Below are 15285 nucleotides of genomic sequence, written 5' to 3'. Positions count from 1 at the left end.
GGCGTGTCTCCCCCGTTTTGCCCCCAGGGTTGTCGAGGGGGTTATCCCCAAGATCCACCAGGGGGTGCTCGGGAATGTACAACCGAGCGCGGCCGGTCACGCTCTCACCTGATGCGCTGTGCAGTTCCGAGCGGCACCTGGATGGAGTATTGCAAAATGTACGGACTTGAGTTCGGTGCGGTGCATCCACTGCGGTAGCCACCACGACGTTGCGGCGATCGTGTGCCCGTCGACCGGCCTCGTCATCGCATCGCGCGAGGCACCCTCGTCTTCCCGTGGGGGCCGGCGCGTCGTGGCGGCTCCGCTGCAGCCCGTCCCTGGACCTGCTGCACCGCAGCCGTCGCGGGGAGCGCCGCCGCCGCCGAGATCAGCGCCGCCGCCGAGATCAGCGCCGCCGCCGCCGAGATCAGCGCCGCCGAGGTCAGCGCCGCCGCCGCCGAGATCAGCGCCGCCGTCGCCGAGGGGCTCGCCTGGCGTGGGACCGAGCTCGTCGGCGCGCAGCGCGCCGCCGCCGCGTCCCGAGGCGCGATCCACGCCGCCGCGCGCGCCGTTGTCCAGCCGCGGCGACGCGCGGGTCGAGGCGTGGCCGAGGAGAGACGCGGCGAGCGCGTCGTTGGGGCGTTCGCTGCTCGGGCATGTGATCGGCGACAAGTACGGGGTCACCGCGATCATCGGGGAGGGGGGCATGGGCGCGGTGTACGAGGCCGAGCACCTCCAGATCGGGCGGCTGGTCGCCGTCAAGGTGATGCACCCGCGGGAGACGCAGCAGCGCGAGGCGATCTCGAGGCTGGAGCACGAGGCGCGGGTCGCGGGGCGGATCGGTCATCCGAACATCTGCGAGGTCTACGACATGGGGTGGCTCCCTGACGGCAGCCCCTACCTTGTGATGGAGCGCCTCCACGGTGAGACGCTGGCGCAGCGGATCGAGCGCTGGGGGCCCGTACCGCCGAGCGAGCTCGTGGACATCATGCTGCAGGTCCTCTCCGCGCTGGTGACGGCGCACGAGCGGGGGATCGTTCACCGCGACCTGAAGCCGGAGAACATCTTCCTCTCGGAGCGCGCCGGCATGTTGCCGGTTGCCAAGCTGCTCGATTTCGGCATCTCCCAGGCGTCCGGCATGGATGGGACGATGGATCTGACCCGCACCGGCATGGTGATGGGCACGCCGTACTACATGGCGCCCGAGCAGGCTCGGGGCGATGTCGAGCTTGACCACCGGCTCGATCTGTGGGCGGTGGGCGTGATCCTCTACGAGGCGCTGACCGGCCAGCGCCCGTTCGTCGCGCGCAACTACAATGCGCTGCTCGTCCAGATCCTGACGCTCTGGCACCGCCCGGTCACGGAGCTCGATCCCACGATCCCGCCCGGGCTCTCGCGCCTGGTAGATCGCGCCCTGGCGAAGGAGCGCGACGAGCGCTTCCAGAGCGCCCGTGAGTTCCAGGAGGCGCTGCGGCGGTTCAAGAACGAGGTACCCGTGTCGCAGAAGCGCCGGGTGGAGCGCGTCGCGGTGCAGAGCCTCATCGAGGATCGGAACGACGACGGGACGATGATGTTCGCGCGGCTGGGAAGCGAGCAGGACGCCGGCGAGCCCGGTCGGATCGTCGCTGCGAGCGGCCGCTCAGCGCCCGAGGTGGCGAGGAAGGGTGCTCAGGTCGCTGATGGCGGGAAGGGGCTTGCGTTGCGTCACGGCGCGTGGTCGACGCGGGCTTCGGGGGCGGTGAGCGACGCTGGGGCGGTGCGCAGGCGGAGCGAGCCGGTCGCCGAGGTGGTGGACGGGCCGTCTCGGGACGACGAGACGGAGGATCGGCCGACGATCCCTTCGTTGGGCCCGCTCGGGAGGGGGGCGGAGCTCTCGGACGACAATGAGGCGACGGTGGTTGATCCGCCCGCGTTCCCGGAGGACATGCCCACGGTCGTCGGCGGTGAGGGTCGCGCGCGGGGCGGCGACAAGAGCTGACACGGGTGTGAGCGCAGGAGCGAGGTGAGCGCAGTGGATGCGATCGAGCGCGTGGTGGCGCGTGGCGTCGTGAAGACGTACGGAACGACGGCGGCGCTGCGGGGCGTGACCGCGACCATCGAATCGGGCCGGTTGACGCTCATCGAAGGGGCGAACGGGTCGGGCAAGTCGACGCTGCTCGGCATCCTGGGCACCGTGATTCGCCCGACGTCGGGCGACGTCAGCTACGAGCCGCTTGGGGACGACACGGGGCGGGTTCGAGGCACCATCGGCTGGCTGTCTCACGAGTCGCTGGCGTACCCGGACCTGTCCGGCCGGCAGAACGTCGAGCTGGCGGCCAGCTTCCACGGGCTCGATGCGCAGGAAGCGTGGCGTCGAGCGGAGGAGCGCTTCGAGCTCGGGAGCTTCGCGGTTCGCCCGCTGCGGACGTGCTCGCGCGGCCAGCGGCAGCGCATCGCGCTCGCGCGCGCGCTGGTGCACCAGCCTTCCTTGGTGCTGCTGGACGAACCCACGACCGGCCTGGACCGGTCCGGTGTCGCGCGGCTGCTCACGGTGGTGGAAGCCGAGGTGGCGCGGGGCGCCGCCGTGGTTGTGGTCTCGCATGAGCCGGAGGTCTTCCGGCATCGAGCTGCCGCGCGTGTCGTGCTGGAGCGCGGTCGCGTCGTCGCCGACGCGAGCTGAGTTACCTCGCGACCGCTCCCGACCCGAGCCGTCCATCCGAGCGCCCGTGCCATCTCGTCGCCGAGCTGCGCGAGCTCGGCACTGCGCATTCTCGCTGTCGGCGGCACGGCCTGCGCCGACACGTTCGTTCTGCCGGCTCTCCGAGCGTACACGCCTGCGCCTCCACGTCGCAGCGGCGGGTGAGCGACCGCCGTGCAAGGTACGAGGCTGCCGTCGCCGTTCGCCGTGCGCCCTGCCGTGGCGCGCGTTCGTGGGTCTCAGGAACGACGTGCTGGTCAGCGCCGACCGGAGGATGTCACCCGACGACCCTATCGAGCGCGACGGCGCGGCGCTCGCGGGCACCTTGCGTGATGCCAAGAGTAGGGCGCGATCGGCTCCGAGCAGCCGCGCTCCGGGATAGAGCGCGACGTCGAGCAAACCGCTCGGTTCACCTGTTCCTCTACGCACTCGTCTACGCACTCGTGATGCTCTCTCAGGCCCGTAGCGCTGCAACGTCCGCTGGGCGAAGACGATCACAGCGGTCCTGGTGCTCGCCGAAGAGCTCTCCCTTCAAGACCCGCCAGCCTTCTCTCCGGCAGGCTCGTGAGGAACTCGGCAGCCGTGTGGGCCAGCGACTCTGGGAACGCGCCTGAGACAGGAACCAGACGGGGCGTGACTGGGGTTGGGCCGAAGCTCGCGGCGCGATCTCTCCAGACGGGGCGCGACTGAGGTTGGGGCCGAAGCTCGCGGCGCGATCTCTCCCGCGTTGGTGCTTGTCACAGCACCGGGAGCTGCCCGCGAATTCAGCGTTACCTGCGCCGGTTGCCAACCAGGAGCGAGAGCGCGCGGGGGCAGCACGGCGCGGTCAACCTCATGAAGGATGTGCAGGGGGTAGGGACCGATCAGCACGACGGAATCACGAGCGAGCGCGCACACCAGCTCTGCCTTCGTCGGTGCCCGCGCCGGGGTCTTCAACGAGAGCGCCGCCGCTCTCGTTGCAGGCCCCGGGGCCACCCTTTGGCCTCCCCCCACGCGGTCACGACCTTCAGCGAGACGGCGCTGGCGCAGCGGTGCGCCGCCAGGTGGGATGCGAACGGTTCCGAGAAGCGCCGCGATGCACTCGCCGTGAGGTGCCCGATCGGCACGACGCCGGCTCGGTCTGAACCGAGCTGACGGCGGCCAGCTGATCGGCGTCGTGCGCCTCGAGGCCGTCCACGCCCGACGCGATGGGATTCAGACTGCAAACTTCGTCGCGGCGAGCTGCCAGCGCACCGACGAGCGTGACCGTCGTGTGCCTCTAGCCCACGCCGGTCCTGGTTTCGACTACCGCCACCCGGAGCTGTTTCACGTGAAACAGGAGGGCCTGTCCTCGCAGCGCCTCGCGCACCCCTTGCAAGGGCACGGTTGGAATGCGCCCCGGCGCTGGGCCTAGACGGAGTGAGAGTCGGGTCGGGTTCACAGCTGGTCGCAGAGCAAGTCGCATTCGGACGTGTCCTGGCCAGCCTCCGGCGAGCGGAGCTAGGTACGGTGGCGCGTCAGGATGAGCTTGGCTTCAGGGACGATGCCGGTGCAGTTGGTTCCGCACGCGGCCCGGCATCGCCACCGTGCCTGTGGTGATGCTGGGTGATGCTGGGCGCTTCGAGCTCTCCCGCCTTGTTGCCGGTCGGCGCATCGGGAGCTGCGGCGGGTTCAGCACCACTTGCGCCGGCGGCAGACCCGGGGGCGAGCGCGCAGGGTCAGCCCGGCATGGCAACCTCATGAGGATGCCCAGCCGCGAGGCCCATCAGAACGGCAGCATCGGGAGCGAGCGCGCGCACGAGAGCTGCGCTTCTCAGTCTGCCCGAGAGGGGACGAGAGGGGAGAGGAGCTCGCCGGCGCACTCGATGAGCACCCAGGTCGCCTTTTGACGCCCGCCCCACGCCGTCACGACCTCCAGCGAGATGGCGCTGGCGCGGCGGCGCGTCACAAGGTGCGGTGAGACCGGCTACGAAGAGCCACGCGATGCACTGGCCGTAGCGTACCCATCGTTCCGGCGCCGGCTCGGGATGCACCGAGCCGATAGCGGCTGGCTGATCGGCGTCACTCGCCGAGAGGCCGTCCACGCCCGACCGATGGGCTTCAGGCCGCAAACTTCGTCGCCGCGAGCTGCCGGGATAGCGACGAGGTGAAGCCCGTGTGCGTCTTGCCCACGCCGGGCCTGGTTCCGACCACCGCCACCCGGAGCTTGTTTCACGTGAAACAGGACGGCCTCACCTGGCAGCGCGCCTCGCGCACTCCTGGAAGGGCACGCCTGGAACGCGCCCCGATGCTGGAAGCAGACGAAGCGGGGATCGGGTCGGCAGCCAGCGGCAGAGCCGGTCGCGTTTGGACGTGACCTGACTGGACGGATGGCGGACGGAGTCAGGTATGCAGTCGCGCCAGAACAAGCTCGGCTGCGGCGAGCGATGCCGGCGCTGTGGGGTCCGCACGCGGCATCTCCACGGCGCCTGTGGCGATGCCCAGCGCTTCGAGCTCTCCCGCATTGGTGCCGGTCGAAGCATCGGGAGCTGCCGGCGGGTTCAGCACCACCTGCGCCGGCGGCAAACCGGGGGCGAGAGCGCGCAGGGCCAGCACGGCGCTGGCCACCTCATGAAGGACGCCCAGCCGGTCGAGGCCCACCAGCACGACGGCATCAGGAGCGAGCGCGCGCACGAGATCGGCGTTCGTCAGCTGCGGCCCGAGAGGGGAGAGGAGCGCGCCGGCGCTCTCGATGAGCACCCAGGGCGCCTTCTGCCTCGCGACCCACGACGTCACGATCTCGAGCGAGATGGTGCTGGCGCAGCGGCGCGCCGCGAGGTGCGGCGAGACCGGCTCCCGGAAGCGGTACGGCGCCGGCTCGGGCTGAACCGAGCTGACCGCGGCCAGCTGATCGGCATCGCTCGCGGAGACGCCGTCCACGCCCGACTCGACGGGCTTCAGGCCGCAGACTTTGTCGCCGCGGGCTGCCAGCGCGGCGACGAGCGCGACGGTCGCGTGTGTCTTGCCCACGCCGGTCCCGGTTCCGACCACCGCAATCCGGACCTGACCTGTTTCACGTGAAACAGGACGGCCCCTCATCGCAGCGCCTCGCGGAATCCTGCAAGGGCACGCTCCACATCGGCCTCCGCGAGCGACGCGCTCGCCGTGATGCGGAGCCGCGATGTACCCGCCGGGACCGTCGGCGGGCGGATCGCCTGGACGAGTATGCCCTCCCGTGCGAGGCGCTGGGACATCTCCACCGCGGCACCCGGCGACTTCAACAGCCAGGGGAGGATGGGGCCCGACGAACCCGGGAGCAGCGGGGCCCCCAGCGCGTGCAGGCCAGCGCGGAGCTGGCGCGTGACCGTGGCCAGTCGTGACCGACCTGCGTCGTCGGCGGCGGCACGACGGACGCGGTCCACCGACGCGAGCGCCACCATGGGGCTGATGCCGGTCGAGAACACGAAGCTCCTCGCGCGGTTCCACAGGTAAGTCCGCAAGGTCGAGGAGCCCGCGACGAAGGCGCCGTGGAGTCCGATCGACTTGCCGAGCGTGCCGATGAGGACGTCGGGGCGAACGCCGACCTCGGAGCACAGGCCAGCGCCGCGCGGCCCATGGATGCCGAGGGCATGCGCCTCGTCCACCACCAGCGCGGCGTCATGACGGTCGCACAGCTCGCGGAGGTAGCGCAGGTCGGGGCTGTCGCCATCCATGCTGAAGAGCGATTCGGTCACGACCCACCGGCGGCGGGCGCCCCGGCCGCGCACGAGAGCGCTCTCGACCGCCTCCGCGTCGAGATGGCGGACCACCTCGATGGCCGCTCCCGAGAGGCGGCAGCCGTCGATGAGCGAGGCGTGGTTCAGGGCATCCGAGACGATGACATCCCCCGGCCTGGCCAGCGCGGCGACGGTGCCGACATTGGCCGCGTACCCCGAGGAGAACAGGAGCGCCGCCTCCATGCCCAGCCACGCGGCGAGCTCGCGTTCGGCCATCAAATGCGCCTCGTGCGTCCCGCTCACGAGACGGGACGCGCCCGCGCCGCTCGCGGCGCCACCCTCCGACAACCAGGGGAGAGCGGCGTACCCGAGATAGTCGTTCGAACACAGCACCAGCATCCCCGGACCAGCCGCGGTGACCGCAGGAGTGCGCAGCAGGCCCGCGCGGTCCAGCTCGGAGAGCTCGTCCTGCAGGTGGCGAAGGGCGTTCACCCCTTCGGGCGTCGACGAGGGCGGGCGGGGAGCTTCATCCATGGATGCAGGCATGCCATCTCCTTGGGCAGCCGGGCCAGTCCGTAGGACCGCGCGGCGCATGAGGATTCACGCTCAGGGCGTGCTGCCGTTCGCTTCGCCCGAAGACGGCGAATCCGGGCCGACGCCGAGCACCGCGTCGACCCGCTGCAGGATCCGGCCGAACGCATCCCGCGCACGGCCGGCGATCATGGCCGTCCGGGAACGCTCCTGCTCCAGGTCGTGGGCGAGCGCGATAGCCGCCAGCAACATGGCCTGCGGCGTCATAGCGCGGCCGGCGGGCACAACCGTGGCGAGCTTCTGGTCGACGACAGCCGCGAGCCGCTGGAGCTCTTCATCGCTCGCGGAAGTCACCACGCGGTAGGTCTGACCCCCCACCCGTAGCTGCACGGTGCGGCGCGCCATAGCCCCCGGACGCTACCATGAACCCCGCCGGGCGCGCAGAGCGGGCTGCACCGTGCGAACGGAGTGACTTGCCGATGACAAACGCGACCGACGAGCGCCCAGAGACCCGAAGGCGCGCTCCCTCATCGCGCCGGAGAGTCACGCTCGCAGCTCGCCCGGAGCGACGCGCTCCGCGACCTGGCCAGAGACCCGGAGCGCGCGCCGAGATCCGACCGACGTCGACCCGACGGCGGACCCTCGACAACCTCGTAGGGCGACGCGGATCGCAGAATTCCAGCGCGCCCCCCGGCAGCGCCCTGTAGCATCGCCCCATCATGCCTATGGCGGGCCGCCCAGCTGCCTTGGTTGCCGCCCTCCTGGGGGTCGTTCTCGCGCACGGCACGGCTCGCGCCGAACCCCAGGCGAGCGTCGGCGTCACCCTCGGCGCCGCCGGCACGGGCCTCGAGCGGCGGTGGTGGGATTCCACCGCCTTTCACGCGGGGCTGCGAGGCGACGTCCTGTTCGGCCGCGGCGCCAACGACGACTTCGGTGTCGGCCCCTATGCCGAGGTGCTCACCCACGGCTTCGACGAGCTCCAGGCCGGCGCGGGTGTCTCGGCGCTCGCACCTGTCCTCGACCTGTTTCCGCTGATCGTCTCCACCGGGGTCTACGGCCGGTGGAGCGCCGACGCCGACGCGCTGGAGCCGGGGATCGCCGCCGCCGTCTTCTGGGGAGCCCGCAGCTACAACTTCGACTCGCCCTACGTGATGAGCACGGGGCTGCTCGCCCAGATGCGGCTCGGGCTCGGCGTCTCCAAAGAAACCGCGATCGTCCTCGCTGCCCAGCTCGACGTCGCGCTGCTGGGCCTCCCGTTCGTCTATCTCTTCAATGTGCTGACGGGACCGTCACCGGAAGCGGCCCCGGTGCGGCGTGCTGCATCGGCGCGGTGACCGCGCCTCGCGCCAGCGCGCCGGGTGGGCGTTCCAGGTTGGCAGAGAGCCCTCGAGGGGGGCCGCGGCGGCTACAGGCCGAAGCTGTTGATGTACTCGGCGCAGGTCTGACCGAGGTTGCGGCAGTCCTGCGGCCCTCGCTGGCCGGGGCAGGTCGCCTCGACGTCCTCGTTGTCTTCGCACTCCTCGCTGGCGGAGCTGGCGCAGCAGGCCGCCGGCGATACGTCGACGCACCGGCTGCACGCGAAGCAGACCCGGATCGGGTAGGACCACTCGGCGGTCTCGACCTCCTGGCCACCCAGCGTCCTGCCCCGCACCACCACCGACGCCACCACCTGGACGTCGCGGCCGAGCCTCGCGGCCTGGCCGCGCAGGTTGTCCATCGTGGCGCCATCGAGCAGGAGCACCTCGGCGCAGTTGTAGCCGGCATCGCTGCCCGCCCCGGGGTCGATCATGCCCGTGATCGGGACCACGTAGCCCTCGGTCACGGCGTTGCCCTCGATGTCGTCGACGCGGACCTCCGCCTCGTAGAGGTGAACGCGCGACGTCTCGGTGCGGAGCACGTCCGGGTCGCCGCGCTGCACGATCTGGTTGCCCACGAGGAGCGTCGCGCTGTGGCTGCCGGCGTACGCGGCGTCGACCGCGTCCTCGGTCCAGAACGGCTCGTCAGGGCCGCAGGTCACCGTGCAGTCCCCCGTCCGCGCCATGCGCATCCGGACGAACAGGCTGCTCTCGTTATCGGCGCATGCAGACGCGAGCAGGCCGCCAGACACCGCTAGCAGCGCGAGCGCACAGAGCCTCCTCGCGAGGCCGGACGTGGCGGCCACCGACCCTTCTCCTTCATCAGCCATGGCAAACGCCTCCACCGCGGAAATGAGCATCAGCGGCGATTATCGAGAACCGCTGACGCAAGTCGCCCCTGCCGGATCGTGTTGCGCGAGCCGACCCACGACCTGGCCGAAAAGAGTAGCGGGTCGGCGCGCCGAGCGGCAAATTCGCGGTGGCCGTACGCCGCGGAAGCTGACGTAAGCTGAGTGACCGGCGTGACCGGCGTGACCGGCGTGACCGAGCGACGTTGACCGCGCCTCGCGGGGACCACGCGTGAGCTCGAGATACGCTACGATGCCGGCGGCCCGATGAGCAAACCCGAGGAGAGCGATCCCGTCGCCGCGTGGAGCCGCCTCGCGATCACCGAGCGCGCCGAAGGCGTGCGCATCTCGGTCCAGGTGCGCCCCAAGTCGTCGCGCTCCGCCATCGTCGGGGTGCGGGAAGGGGCGCTCGACGTGTCGCTGACCGCGCCGCCCGTCGACGGCGCCGCCAACGCGGAGCTCGTCAAGCTGCTCTCGCGCGCGCTCGACGTGCGCCAGAGCGATGTCCAGATCGCCCTCGGCGCGAGCGGCAGGAGCAAGGTCGTCGCCGTCCGCGGGCTCAACGAGACCGAGGCGCGAGCGCGGCTCGCCGGGGCGAAGCGATGAAGGAAAACGTCGTCCGGTTCGAGAAGTGGGAAGGTCTTGGCAACGACTTCATCCTCGTCGAGGCGGTCCCGATGACCGCCGAGGCGGCGCGGCGCCTCTGCGACCGCCGGTTCGGGATCGGCGCCGACGGCGTGCTGGTCATCGATCGCGAGCGGCGCGAGCGGCCCACGATGCATGTCTGGAACGCCGACGGGAGCCGCCCGGAGATGTGCGGCAACGGCATCCGCTGCGTCGCGGCCTACCTCGTCTCCCGAGGGACGCCCCAGAAGGCGATCACCATCGCGACCGACGCCGGCGACAAACGCTGCGAGGTCACCCGGGCCGGGGACCGCTTCGACGTGCTCGTCGGCATGGGCCGCGCCCGCCTGGGCGAGCCGCTCGTGGTCACCGCGCTCGGCGCGGAGCACCGGTTCGCGACCGTGGACGTCGGCAACCCGCACGCGGTGACGTTCGACCCCTACACCGAGGACGCGATCGACGAACTCGGGCCGATCGTGGCGACCACGCCGGCCGAGGGCATCAACGTCGAGTTCTGCCGCGCGCGGCCGACCGAGCAGGCCGAGGGCGCGTGCATCGACGTGACCGTCTGGGAGCGGGGCGTGGGCCGGACGCTGGCGTGCGGCACCGGCGCCTGCGCCGTGGCGGTCGCGGCGTGCGCGCAGGGCCGCGCCCCGTACGGAGCGCCCCTCCGCGTGGTGCTGCCCGGCGGCTCGCTGCGCATCACCGTCGCCCCCGGATCCCTGGAGCTGCTCATGCAAGGCCCGGCGCGCCGGGCGTTCTCGGGCGAGGTGGTGATCGCGTGACCGCCTCGGTCGAGGGGGTCTGGAGCCCGAGCCGGGCGCCGGTCCACGAGATCTCGCTCAAGGTGCTCGCCGTCATCGCCGACGAGGCGACCCACACGCTGTTCTCGCGGGTCATCACGTCGGACGAGCTGATGCTCGCCAGCGATCTCGCGGAGGGCATCGCTCTGGCCGAGACCGCGGCGCCGGACGTCGCCTTCATCGACGTCGGGCTCGGCGACGGGGCCGGCCTCGCGATGGTCCACCACCTGAAGGCGCTCGCGCCCGAGGCGACCGTCTTCGCGCTGGCGACGCGGTCGCAGCTCGAGGCGGGCGCCCACGCGGTCGCGCTCGGCGGCGCAGGGCTCTTCCTCCTGCCGCTCGGCGGGGACGAGGTGCTGAACGCGGTCGGCTCGGTGCGGGTGCGCTTCGCGGAGCGCGCCCTCCGGGTGCAGCTGGAGCAGGAGTCCGCGCGCAGCGCGCGGGCGGCCGGGTGGATCGCCCGCGTGGCCGAGCTCGCCGACGCGCGCGACCGCAACGCGGCCGCCCAGCAGGTCGCCGAGGTGTTCGTGGAGGCGACCGGCGCGGCCGCAGCCGCCGTGTACCTGACGGTCGGAGAGCGCTCCACCGAGCTGACCCGCTCGGCGCTGACCGGGCCGCTCGATCGCGCGCCGGCGTACGGGAGCGAGGCCGACATCCTCGACTTCGCCCGGCGCGAGCAGCTCATCGTCGTGCCGCTCGCCCTCCGCCGGCTGTCCGCGGGGCACCTCCTGCTCCAGAAGGAGCCCGGCCGCAGCTCCGCGTTCCCGTCGGTCAGGCGCCCCGACAGCAGCGTCTCCACGTCCCGGCGCGCCCCGCTCCTCGACGGCCTCGTCAAGCTGCTCGCCACGCAGGCGACGACGGCGCTCGCCCTGCTCGGCGAGCGCGAGCGCTCGACCGGCGGCGCCGCGATGAAGGACCCGGCGTCGAGCGCGTACTCGTTCGCGTACTACGTCGACGTCGCCGGCCGGGAGATCGACAAGGCCAAGCGGCACGGCCGCCGGTTCACGATCGCGACGATCGTCATCGAGCCCGACGCGACCGCCGCGTCGGAGCGCCAGGACGACCTCACCTACTGGCGCGCCACGCCGCCGCCCCCGGCCAACGGGCTCAACCCCGGTCAGGTCGCCGAGCACCTGCTCCGCGCCGTGCGCGACACGGACATCCTGGCCCGCGTCGACGAGAACGAGTTCCACCTGCTCATGCCCGAGACCGCCGGGCTGGAGGCCCACGCCTGCCATCGCCGGATGCTCTCGCGCGTCGCCGGGAGCGAGAAGCGGGCCGGGTACCTGCCGAAGGGGCTGCTCGTCGGCATCGCCACCTTCCCCCACGACGGCCAGGGGCTCGCGCAGCTGCTGCGCATCGCCCGGCGGCGCGCCGAGGCCACCAAGTCCTCGATCCTGCACCGCATCCCGCAAGATCGGCGGAGCATCGGCGAGATCTTCAGCCTGCTCGTGCGCGAGGCCCCGAGCGCCGAGGGCCCCTCCGCGATCTCGGCGCCCCGCGCGCTCGATCTGTCGGTCACCGATACGGTCCTGCTCGCGACCTCGGTGATCCGGAACGCGCTCCGCGGGGGCGCCGTGCTCATCCTTGTCGCCCACCACGACGGGCTCAGCCTGGGCGCGCAGGTCAAGGCGCTGCTCGCGTCGCCGCGCGACGACGTGGTAGTGCACGCCCTCGACCTCCGCTCGGCGCCGGGGTGCGACGACATCGAGGCGCTCTGCGTCCTCGCGGAGCACGGCGCGTACGCGCTCGTCGGGCGGAACCAGGGAGGCTTCGTGAAGGGTATCCACGCGGCCGATCCGCTGCTCGCGGACTTCCTCGCCGAGCGGCTCGGCCGCGCGGCCGGGCTGCGGGTCTTCGGCTGACTCGGAGGGCGCCGTCCAGTGTCTCGAAGGGTGCTGTTGGTCGATTCGGACGTGGACGCGCTCGGCGCGCTCGCGTCGGCGCTCAGGGCGCGTGGTCTCACCGTGACCAACGCGAACGGCGCGTTCGAGGCCGTGGAGCAGGCGTTCAAGCGCCGCCCCGACGTCGTGCTGGCCGCGCGGGCGCTCGACGAGGACAGCGCGCTCGCGGACGCGTTCGCCGCCGTCCCCGACCTCGCCGAGACCCCCATCCTGTTCGTCGTCGACGGCGCCGAGGGCGAGCTCGGCCCCGACGACGTCCTGCGCAGCGACGTCGATCACATCGTCTCGCGCATCACCGAGGCGTCCCCGCGCGGCTCCAAGCCGACGGCGCTGCAGGAGATCCGCGGCGATCTCCAGCAGGTCCCGCTCGTCGACCTGCTCCAGCTGCTCGCGATGAACCGCCGGAGCGGCGTCCTCGGGATCACCACGCCGGCCGGCGCCGGCGAGCTCCGGCTCGCGGCAGGGGAGGTGATCGACGCCGTCTACCGCCGCCTCGAGGGGGAGAAGGCGCTCTACCGGCTGCTCGGCGAGCGCGACGGGCAGTTCGCGTTCTCCCCCGGCGAGCCGACGAGCGCGCGCCGGCTCATCGCGCCGACGTCGCGGCTCCTGATGGAGGCGCTCCGCCAGGTCGACGAGGTCCAGCGCCGCCGCACCGAGCTCGCCCCCGCCGGCGAGGCCTTCCTGGTGACCGAGCCGTCGAGCGACGATCTCGACCTGACCCCGCTCCCGAGCCACGACCTCTTCAGCGCCGTCGCGATCTCCGGCGGCGCCGTCGCGGCGGACGACGCGAGCGCCGCGACCTCCGTGCCCGACATCACGGCGCCGGCGCCCTTGGCGATGCCGGCCAGCGCGCCGCGGGGCGGCCGCGGCTCGATGCCGCCGCCGCCGACGCTCCGCGCGGCCGAGTCGACCGCGCCCAAGCTCGAGGCGCTGCGCTCCCCGACGGCGCCGCCGCCGTCGCTCGGGGAGCCGACGGAGCGCGCGCTCGTGGCCGAGAAGCTCACGGCGCTGCTCCAGATGCCGCACAACCTCGACGAGCTGCTCGACGAGATCGGCGCGCCGGATCTCCTGATCCTGGAGGTCTTGATGGAGCTCACGGAGGCCGGGAAGATCCGCCGCATCTCGCTCGCCGACCTCACCACGCCGTTCGCGCCGCCGGAGCACTTCCCGGTGCTCCGGTCGCTGGTGACGCGCCTCTCCCGGCCGGGCTTCGCGCCGCCGCCGCACCTCGTCATCGCCGCGAGCGCGCGCCGCATGACGATGCTCTCCCACGCGGTCCGCCGCATCGCGGACGCGAACGTCCCGGCCGAGCCGCCGCCGCACGCGGCGCTCCCGAGGCCGCTCGGCGTGATCCGGCTCGGCGACGGGGTCGAGCTCGCCCTGATCGGCCTCCCCACCGAGGAGAGCTTCGCGCCCACCTGGGCGCTCGCCCTGCACGGAGCGGCCGCGGTCGTCCGGCTCGGCGACGCCAGGGAGGACGCGCTGGCAGCGCACTGCGAGGCGCTCGAGCTCCTCTTGCTCGACGCAGAGGCGATGATGGGTCCGCTCGATTTGGCCTCTCCCGGACAGATCACGCTGCTCGTCCGCGCCGCGCTCGAGGCCGCCGCCGGGGTGTGAGAGGCCGACACGAAGGTTGATTCGAACGGATCTTCCGAGGTTTCTCGCCTCGAAAACAGCCGCCGTATCGGCTCTTGCAGCGTTGCAAGGGCGGGTTTCTGCTATCGTCGTCCGACGCCCTCGCTTTCAGCAGTTCGGCGAGGAGAGGAGCGCGATCGTGCTTATCGGAGTCCCCAGGGAGATCAAGACACGTGAGTACCGCGTCGGGATGACGCCCGCGGGAGTCCGGGCCATGGTCGGCCACGGGCACAGGGTCCTCGTGGAGTCCGGCGCAGGCGAGGGCAGCGGGCTGTCCGACGAGGCCTACGCGCGCGCGGGCGCCGTCATCGCGCGATCGGCGGCAGAGGCGTGGAGCGCCGATATGGTCGTGAAGGTGAAGGAGCCGCTCCCCTCGGAGTACGGCCACTTCCGCCCGGGCCTCGTCCTCTATACCTACCTGCACCTGGCCGCCGAGCCCGACCTCACGAAGGAGCTCGCCCGGCGCGGCGTGACCGGCGTCGCGTACGAGACGATCCAGCTCGAGGACGGCTCGCTGCCGCTGCTCCGGCCGATGAGCGAGGTGGCCGGCAGGATGGCGGTCCAGGTCGGCGCCTCGTGCCTCGAGAAGGAGCGGGGCGGCAAGGGCGTGCTCCTCGGCGGCGTGCCGGGCACGCGGCGCGGCCGCGTGGCGATCCTCGGCGGCGGCGTGGTCGGGCGGAACGCGGCGACCATCGCGGTCGGCATGGGCGCGCAGGTCACCGTGCTCGACGTGCGCGCCGAGACGATGAGCTACCTCGAGGACGTCTTCGGGGGCGCGATCGAGACGCTCTACTCGAACGCGGAGAACATCGAGACGATGTGCGAGCGCGCCGATCTCGTGATCGGCGCGGTGCTCGTGCCCGGCGCCAAGGCGCCCCTGCTCGTGACCGAGGACCACATCCGCCGCATGGAGAAGGGGACCGTCGTGGTCGACGTCGCCGTGGATCAGGGCGGCTGCATCGCGACCTGCCGCCCGACCACCCACGACAACCCGACCTACGAGGTGCACGGGGTCGTCCACTACTGCGTCGCCAACATGCCGGGCGCGGTGTCGCACACGAGCACCTGGGCGCTCACGAACACGACGATCGGCTACGCCGTGGCGATCGCCAACCAGGGCATCGCGGCCGCCGCCAAGGCGGACCGGGCCGTGGCGCTCGGCATCAACACCCACGGCGGACACGTGACCTACGGCCCCGTCGCCGCAGCCCACCGGTTGGAGTACGTGCCGGTCGAACGCGCGCTCGGTTGATCC

13 protein-coding genes are annotated in these 15285 nt (G+C 72.1%); 8 read left to right on the top strand and 5 right to left on the bottom strand.

Going from position 1 to position 15285, the window contains the following annotated elements; all coding sequences use genetic code 11:
• Positions 1-96: 96 nt before the first annotated feature.
• Positions 97-672, bottom strand: a complete 576-nt coding sequence (locus tag WMF33_RS45480) for a hypothetical protein (RefSeq protein WP_437334416.1) — start codon at positions 670-672, stop codon at positions 97-99.
• Here WMF33_RS45480 and WMF33_RS45475 point away from each other — a divergent pair.
• A complete protein-coding gene (locus WMF33_RS45475; RefSeq protein WP_437334415.1) occupies positions 638-1957 on the top strand; it encodes a serine/threonine-protein kinase in 1320 nt (439 codons plus the stop codon). The two genes, WMF33_RS45480 and WMF33_RS45475, sit on opposite strands and share 35 nt — an antisense overlap.
• A 33-nt stretch (positions 1958-1990) precedes the next feature.
• Positions 1991-2638: an ATP-binding cassette domain-containing protein gene (locus WMF33_RS45470; protein WP_437334414.1), complete on the top strand. Its 648-nt coding sequence runs from the start codon at positions 1991-1993 to the stop codon at positions 2636-2638.
• A gap of 2379 nt (positions 2639-5017) precedes the next feature.
• Here WMF33_RS45470 and bioD read toward each other — a convergent pair.
• Genes bioD through zapA form a run of 3 tightly spaced genes read right to left on the bottom strand, consistent with a single transcriptional unit; the run spans position 5018 to position 7266 of the window.
• Positions 5018-5713, bottom strand: coding sequence for a dethiobiotin synthase (gene bioD, locus WMF33_RS45465; RefSeq protein ID WP_437334413.1), 696 nt, complete (start codon positions 5711-5713; stop codon positions 5018-5020).
• A complete protein-coding gene (locus WMF33_RS45460; protein ID WP_437334412.1) occupies positions 5710-6924 on the bottom strand; it encodes an aminotransferase class I/II-fold pyridoxal phosphate-dependent enzyme in 1215 nt (404 codons plus the stop codon). The genes bioD and WMF33_RS45460 overlap by 4 nt, the downstream gene beginning before the upstream one ends.
• 12 nt (positions 6925-6936) lie before the next feature.
• The gene (gene zapA / locus WMF33_RS45455; RefSeq protein ID WP_061623287.1) at positions 6937-7266 is read right to left on the bottom strand and encodes a cell division protein ZapA; all 330 of its coding nucleotides are present in this window, start codon (positions 7264-7266) and stop codon (positions 6937-6939) included.
• Between the two features lie 314 nt (positions 7267-7580).
• On the opposite strand from zapA, the gene WMF33_RS45450 reads away from it, so the two are divergent.
• Positions 7581-8195 (top strand): hypothetical protein, encoded by a 615-nt coding sequence (locus WMF33_RS45450; protein ID WP_437334411.1) that lies wholly within the window; start codon positions 7581-7583, stop codon positions 8193-8195.
• Positions 8196-8266: 71 nt separating this feature from the next.
• Here WMF33_RS45450 and WMF33_RS45445 read toward each other — a convergent pair whose 3' ends face one another.
• A complete protein-coding gene (locus WMF33_RS45445) occupies positions 8267-9046 on the bottom strand; it encodes a hypothetical protein (protein ID WP_437334410.1) in 780 nt (259 codons plus the stop codon).
• 285 nt (positions 9047-9331) lie between these two features.
• Between WMF33_RS45445 and WMF33_RS45440 the strand changes: the two genes are divergently transcribed.
• The 5 genes from WMF33_RS45440 (at position 9332) to ald (ending at position 15282) form a co-directional block, all read left to right on the top strand.
• A complete protein-coding gene (locus tag WMF33_RS45440) occupies positions 9332-9670 on the top strand; it encodes a DUF167 domain-containing protein (protein WP_020741324.1) in 339 nt (112 codons plus the stop codon).
• Complete coding sequence (gene dapF / locus WMF33_RS45435; protein WP_437334409.1) at positions 9667-10473, top strand: diaminopimelate epimerase; 807 nt, start codon at positions 9667-9669, stop codon at positions 10471-10473. The genes WMF33_RS45440 and dapF overlap by 4 nt, the downstream gene beginning before the upstream one ends.
• Positions 10470-12356 (top strand): diguanylate cyclase domain-containing protein, encoded by a 1887-nt coding sequence (locus WMF33_RS45430; RefSeq protein WP_437334408.1) that lies wholly within the window; start codon positions 10470-10472, stop codon positions 12354-12356. Before dapF ends, WMF33_RS45430 begins: the two co-directional genes overlap by 4 nt.
• Positions 12357-12386: 30 nt before the next feature.
• Positions 12387-14012: a DUF4388 domain-containing protein gene (locus tag WMF33_RS45425; protein ID WP_437334407.1), complete on the top strand. Its 1626-nt coding sequence runs from the start codon at positions 12387-12389 to the stop codon at positions 14010-14012.
• Between the two features lie 157 nt (positions 14013-14169).
• On the top strand, positions 14170-15282 hold the full coding sequence (gene ald, locus WMF33_RS45420; RefSeq protein WP_437334406.1) for an alanine dehydrogenase: 1113 nt from the start codon (positions 14170-14172) through the stop codon (positions 15280-15282).
• Positions 15283-15285 lie beyond the last annotated feature (3 nt).

Origin of the sequence: Sorangium sp. So ce394, from assembly GCF_051474665.1 — a bacterium.
GTDB classification, from domain to species: Bacteria; Myxococcota_A; Polyangia; order Polyangiales; family Polyangiaceae; genus Sorangium; species Sorangium cellulosum_D.
Note: the sequence above shows the minus strand (reverse complement) of the source record. Positions and strands in the feature narration are given on the sequence as shown.

Excerpts from the sequence above, each read along its gene's own strand:
- dapF (WP_437334409.1), top strand. The coding sequence starts at position 9,667 with ATGAAGGAAAACGTCGTCCGGTTCGAGAAGTGGGAAGGTCTTGGCAAC.
- WMF33_RS45480 (WP_437334416.1), bottom strand. The coding sequence starts at position 672 with ATGATCGCGGTGACCCCGTACTTGTCGCCGATCACATGCCCGAGCAGC.
- zapA (WP_061623287.1), bottom strand. The coding sequence starts at position 7,266 with ATGGCGCGCCGCACCGTGCAGCTACGGGTGGGGGGTCAGACCTACCGC.
- WMF33_RS45445 (WP_437334410.1), bottom strand. The coding sequence starts at position 9,046 with ATGGCTGATGAAGGAGAAGGGTCGGTGGCCGCCACGTCCGGCCTCGCG.
- WMF33_RS45450 (WP_437334411.1), top strand. The coding sequence starts at position 7,581 with ATGCCTATGGCGGGCCGCCCAGCTGCCTTGGTTGCCGCCCTCCTGGGG.
- bioD (WP_437334413.1), bottom strand. The coding sequence starts at position 5,713 with ATGAGGGGCCGTCCTGTTTCACGTGAAACAGGTCAGGTCCGGATTGCG.
- WMF33_RS45440 (WP_020741324.1), top strand. The coding sequence starts at position 9,332 with ATGAGCAAACCCGAGGAGAGCGATCCCGTCGCCGCGTGGAGCCGCCTC.
- WMF33_RS45460 (WP_437334412.1), bottom strand. The coding sequence starts at position 6,924 with ATGCGCCGCGCGGTCCTACGGACTGGCCCGGCTGCCCAAGGAGATGGC.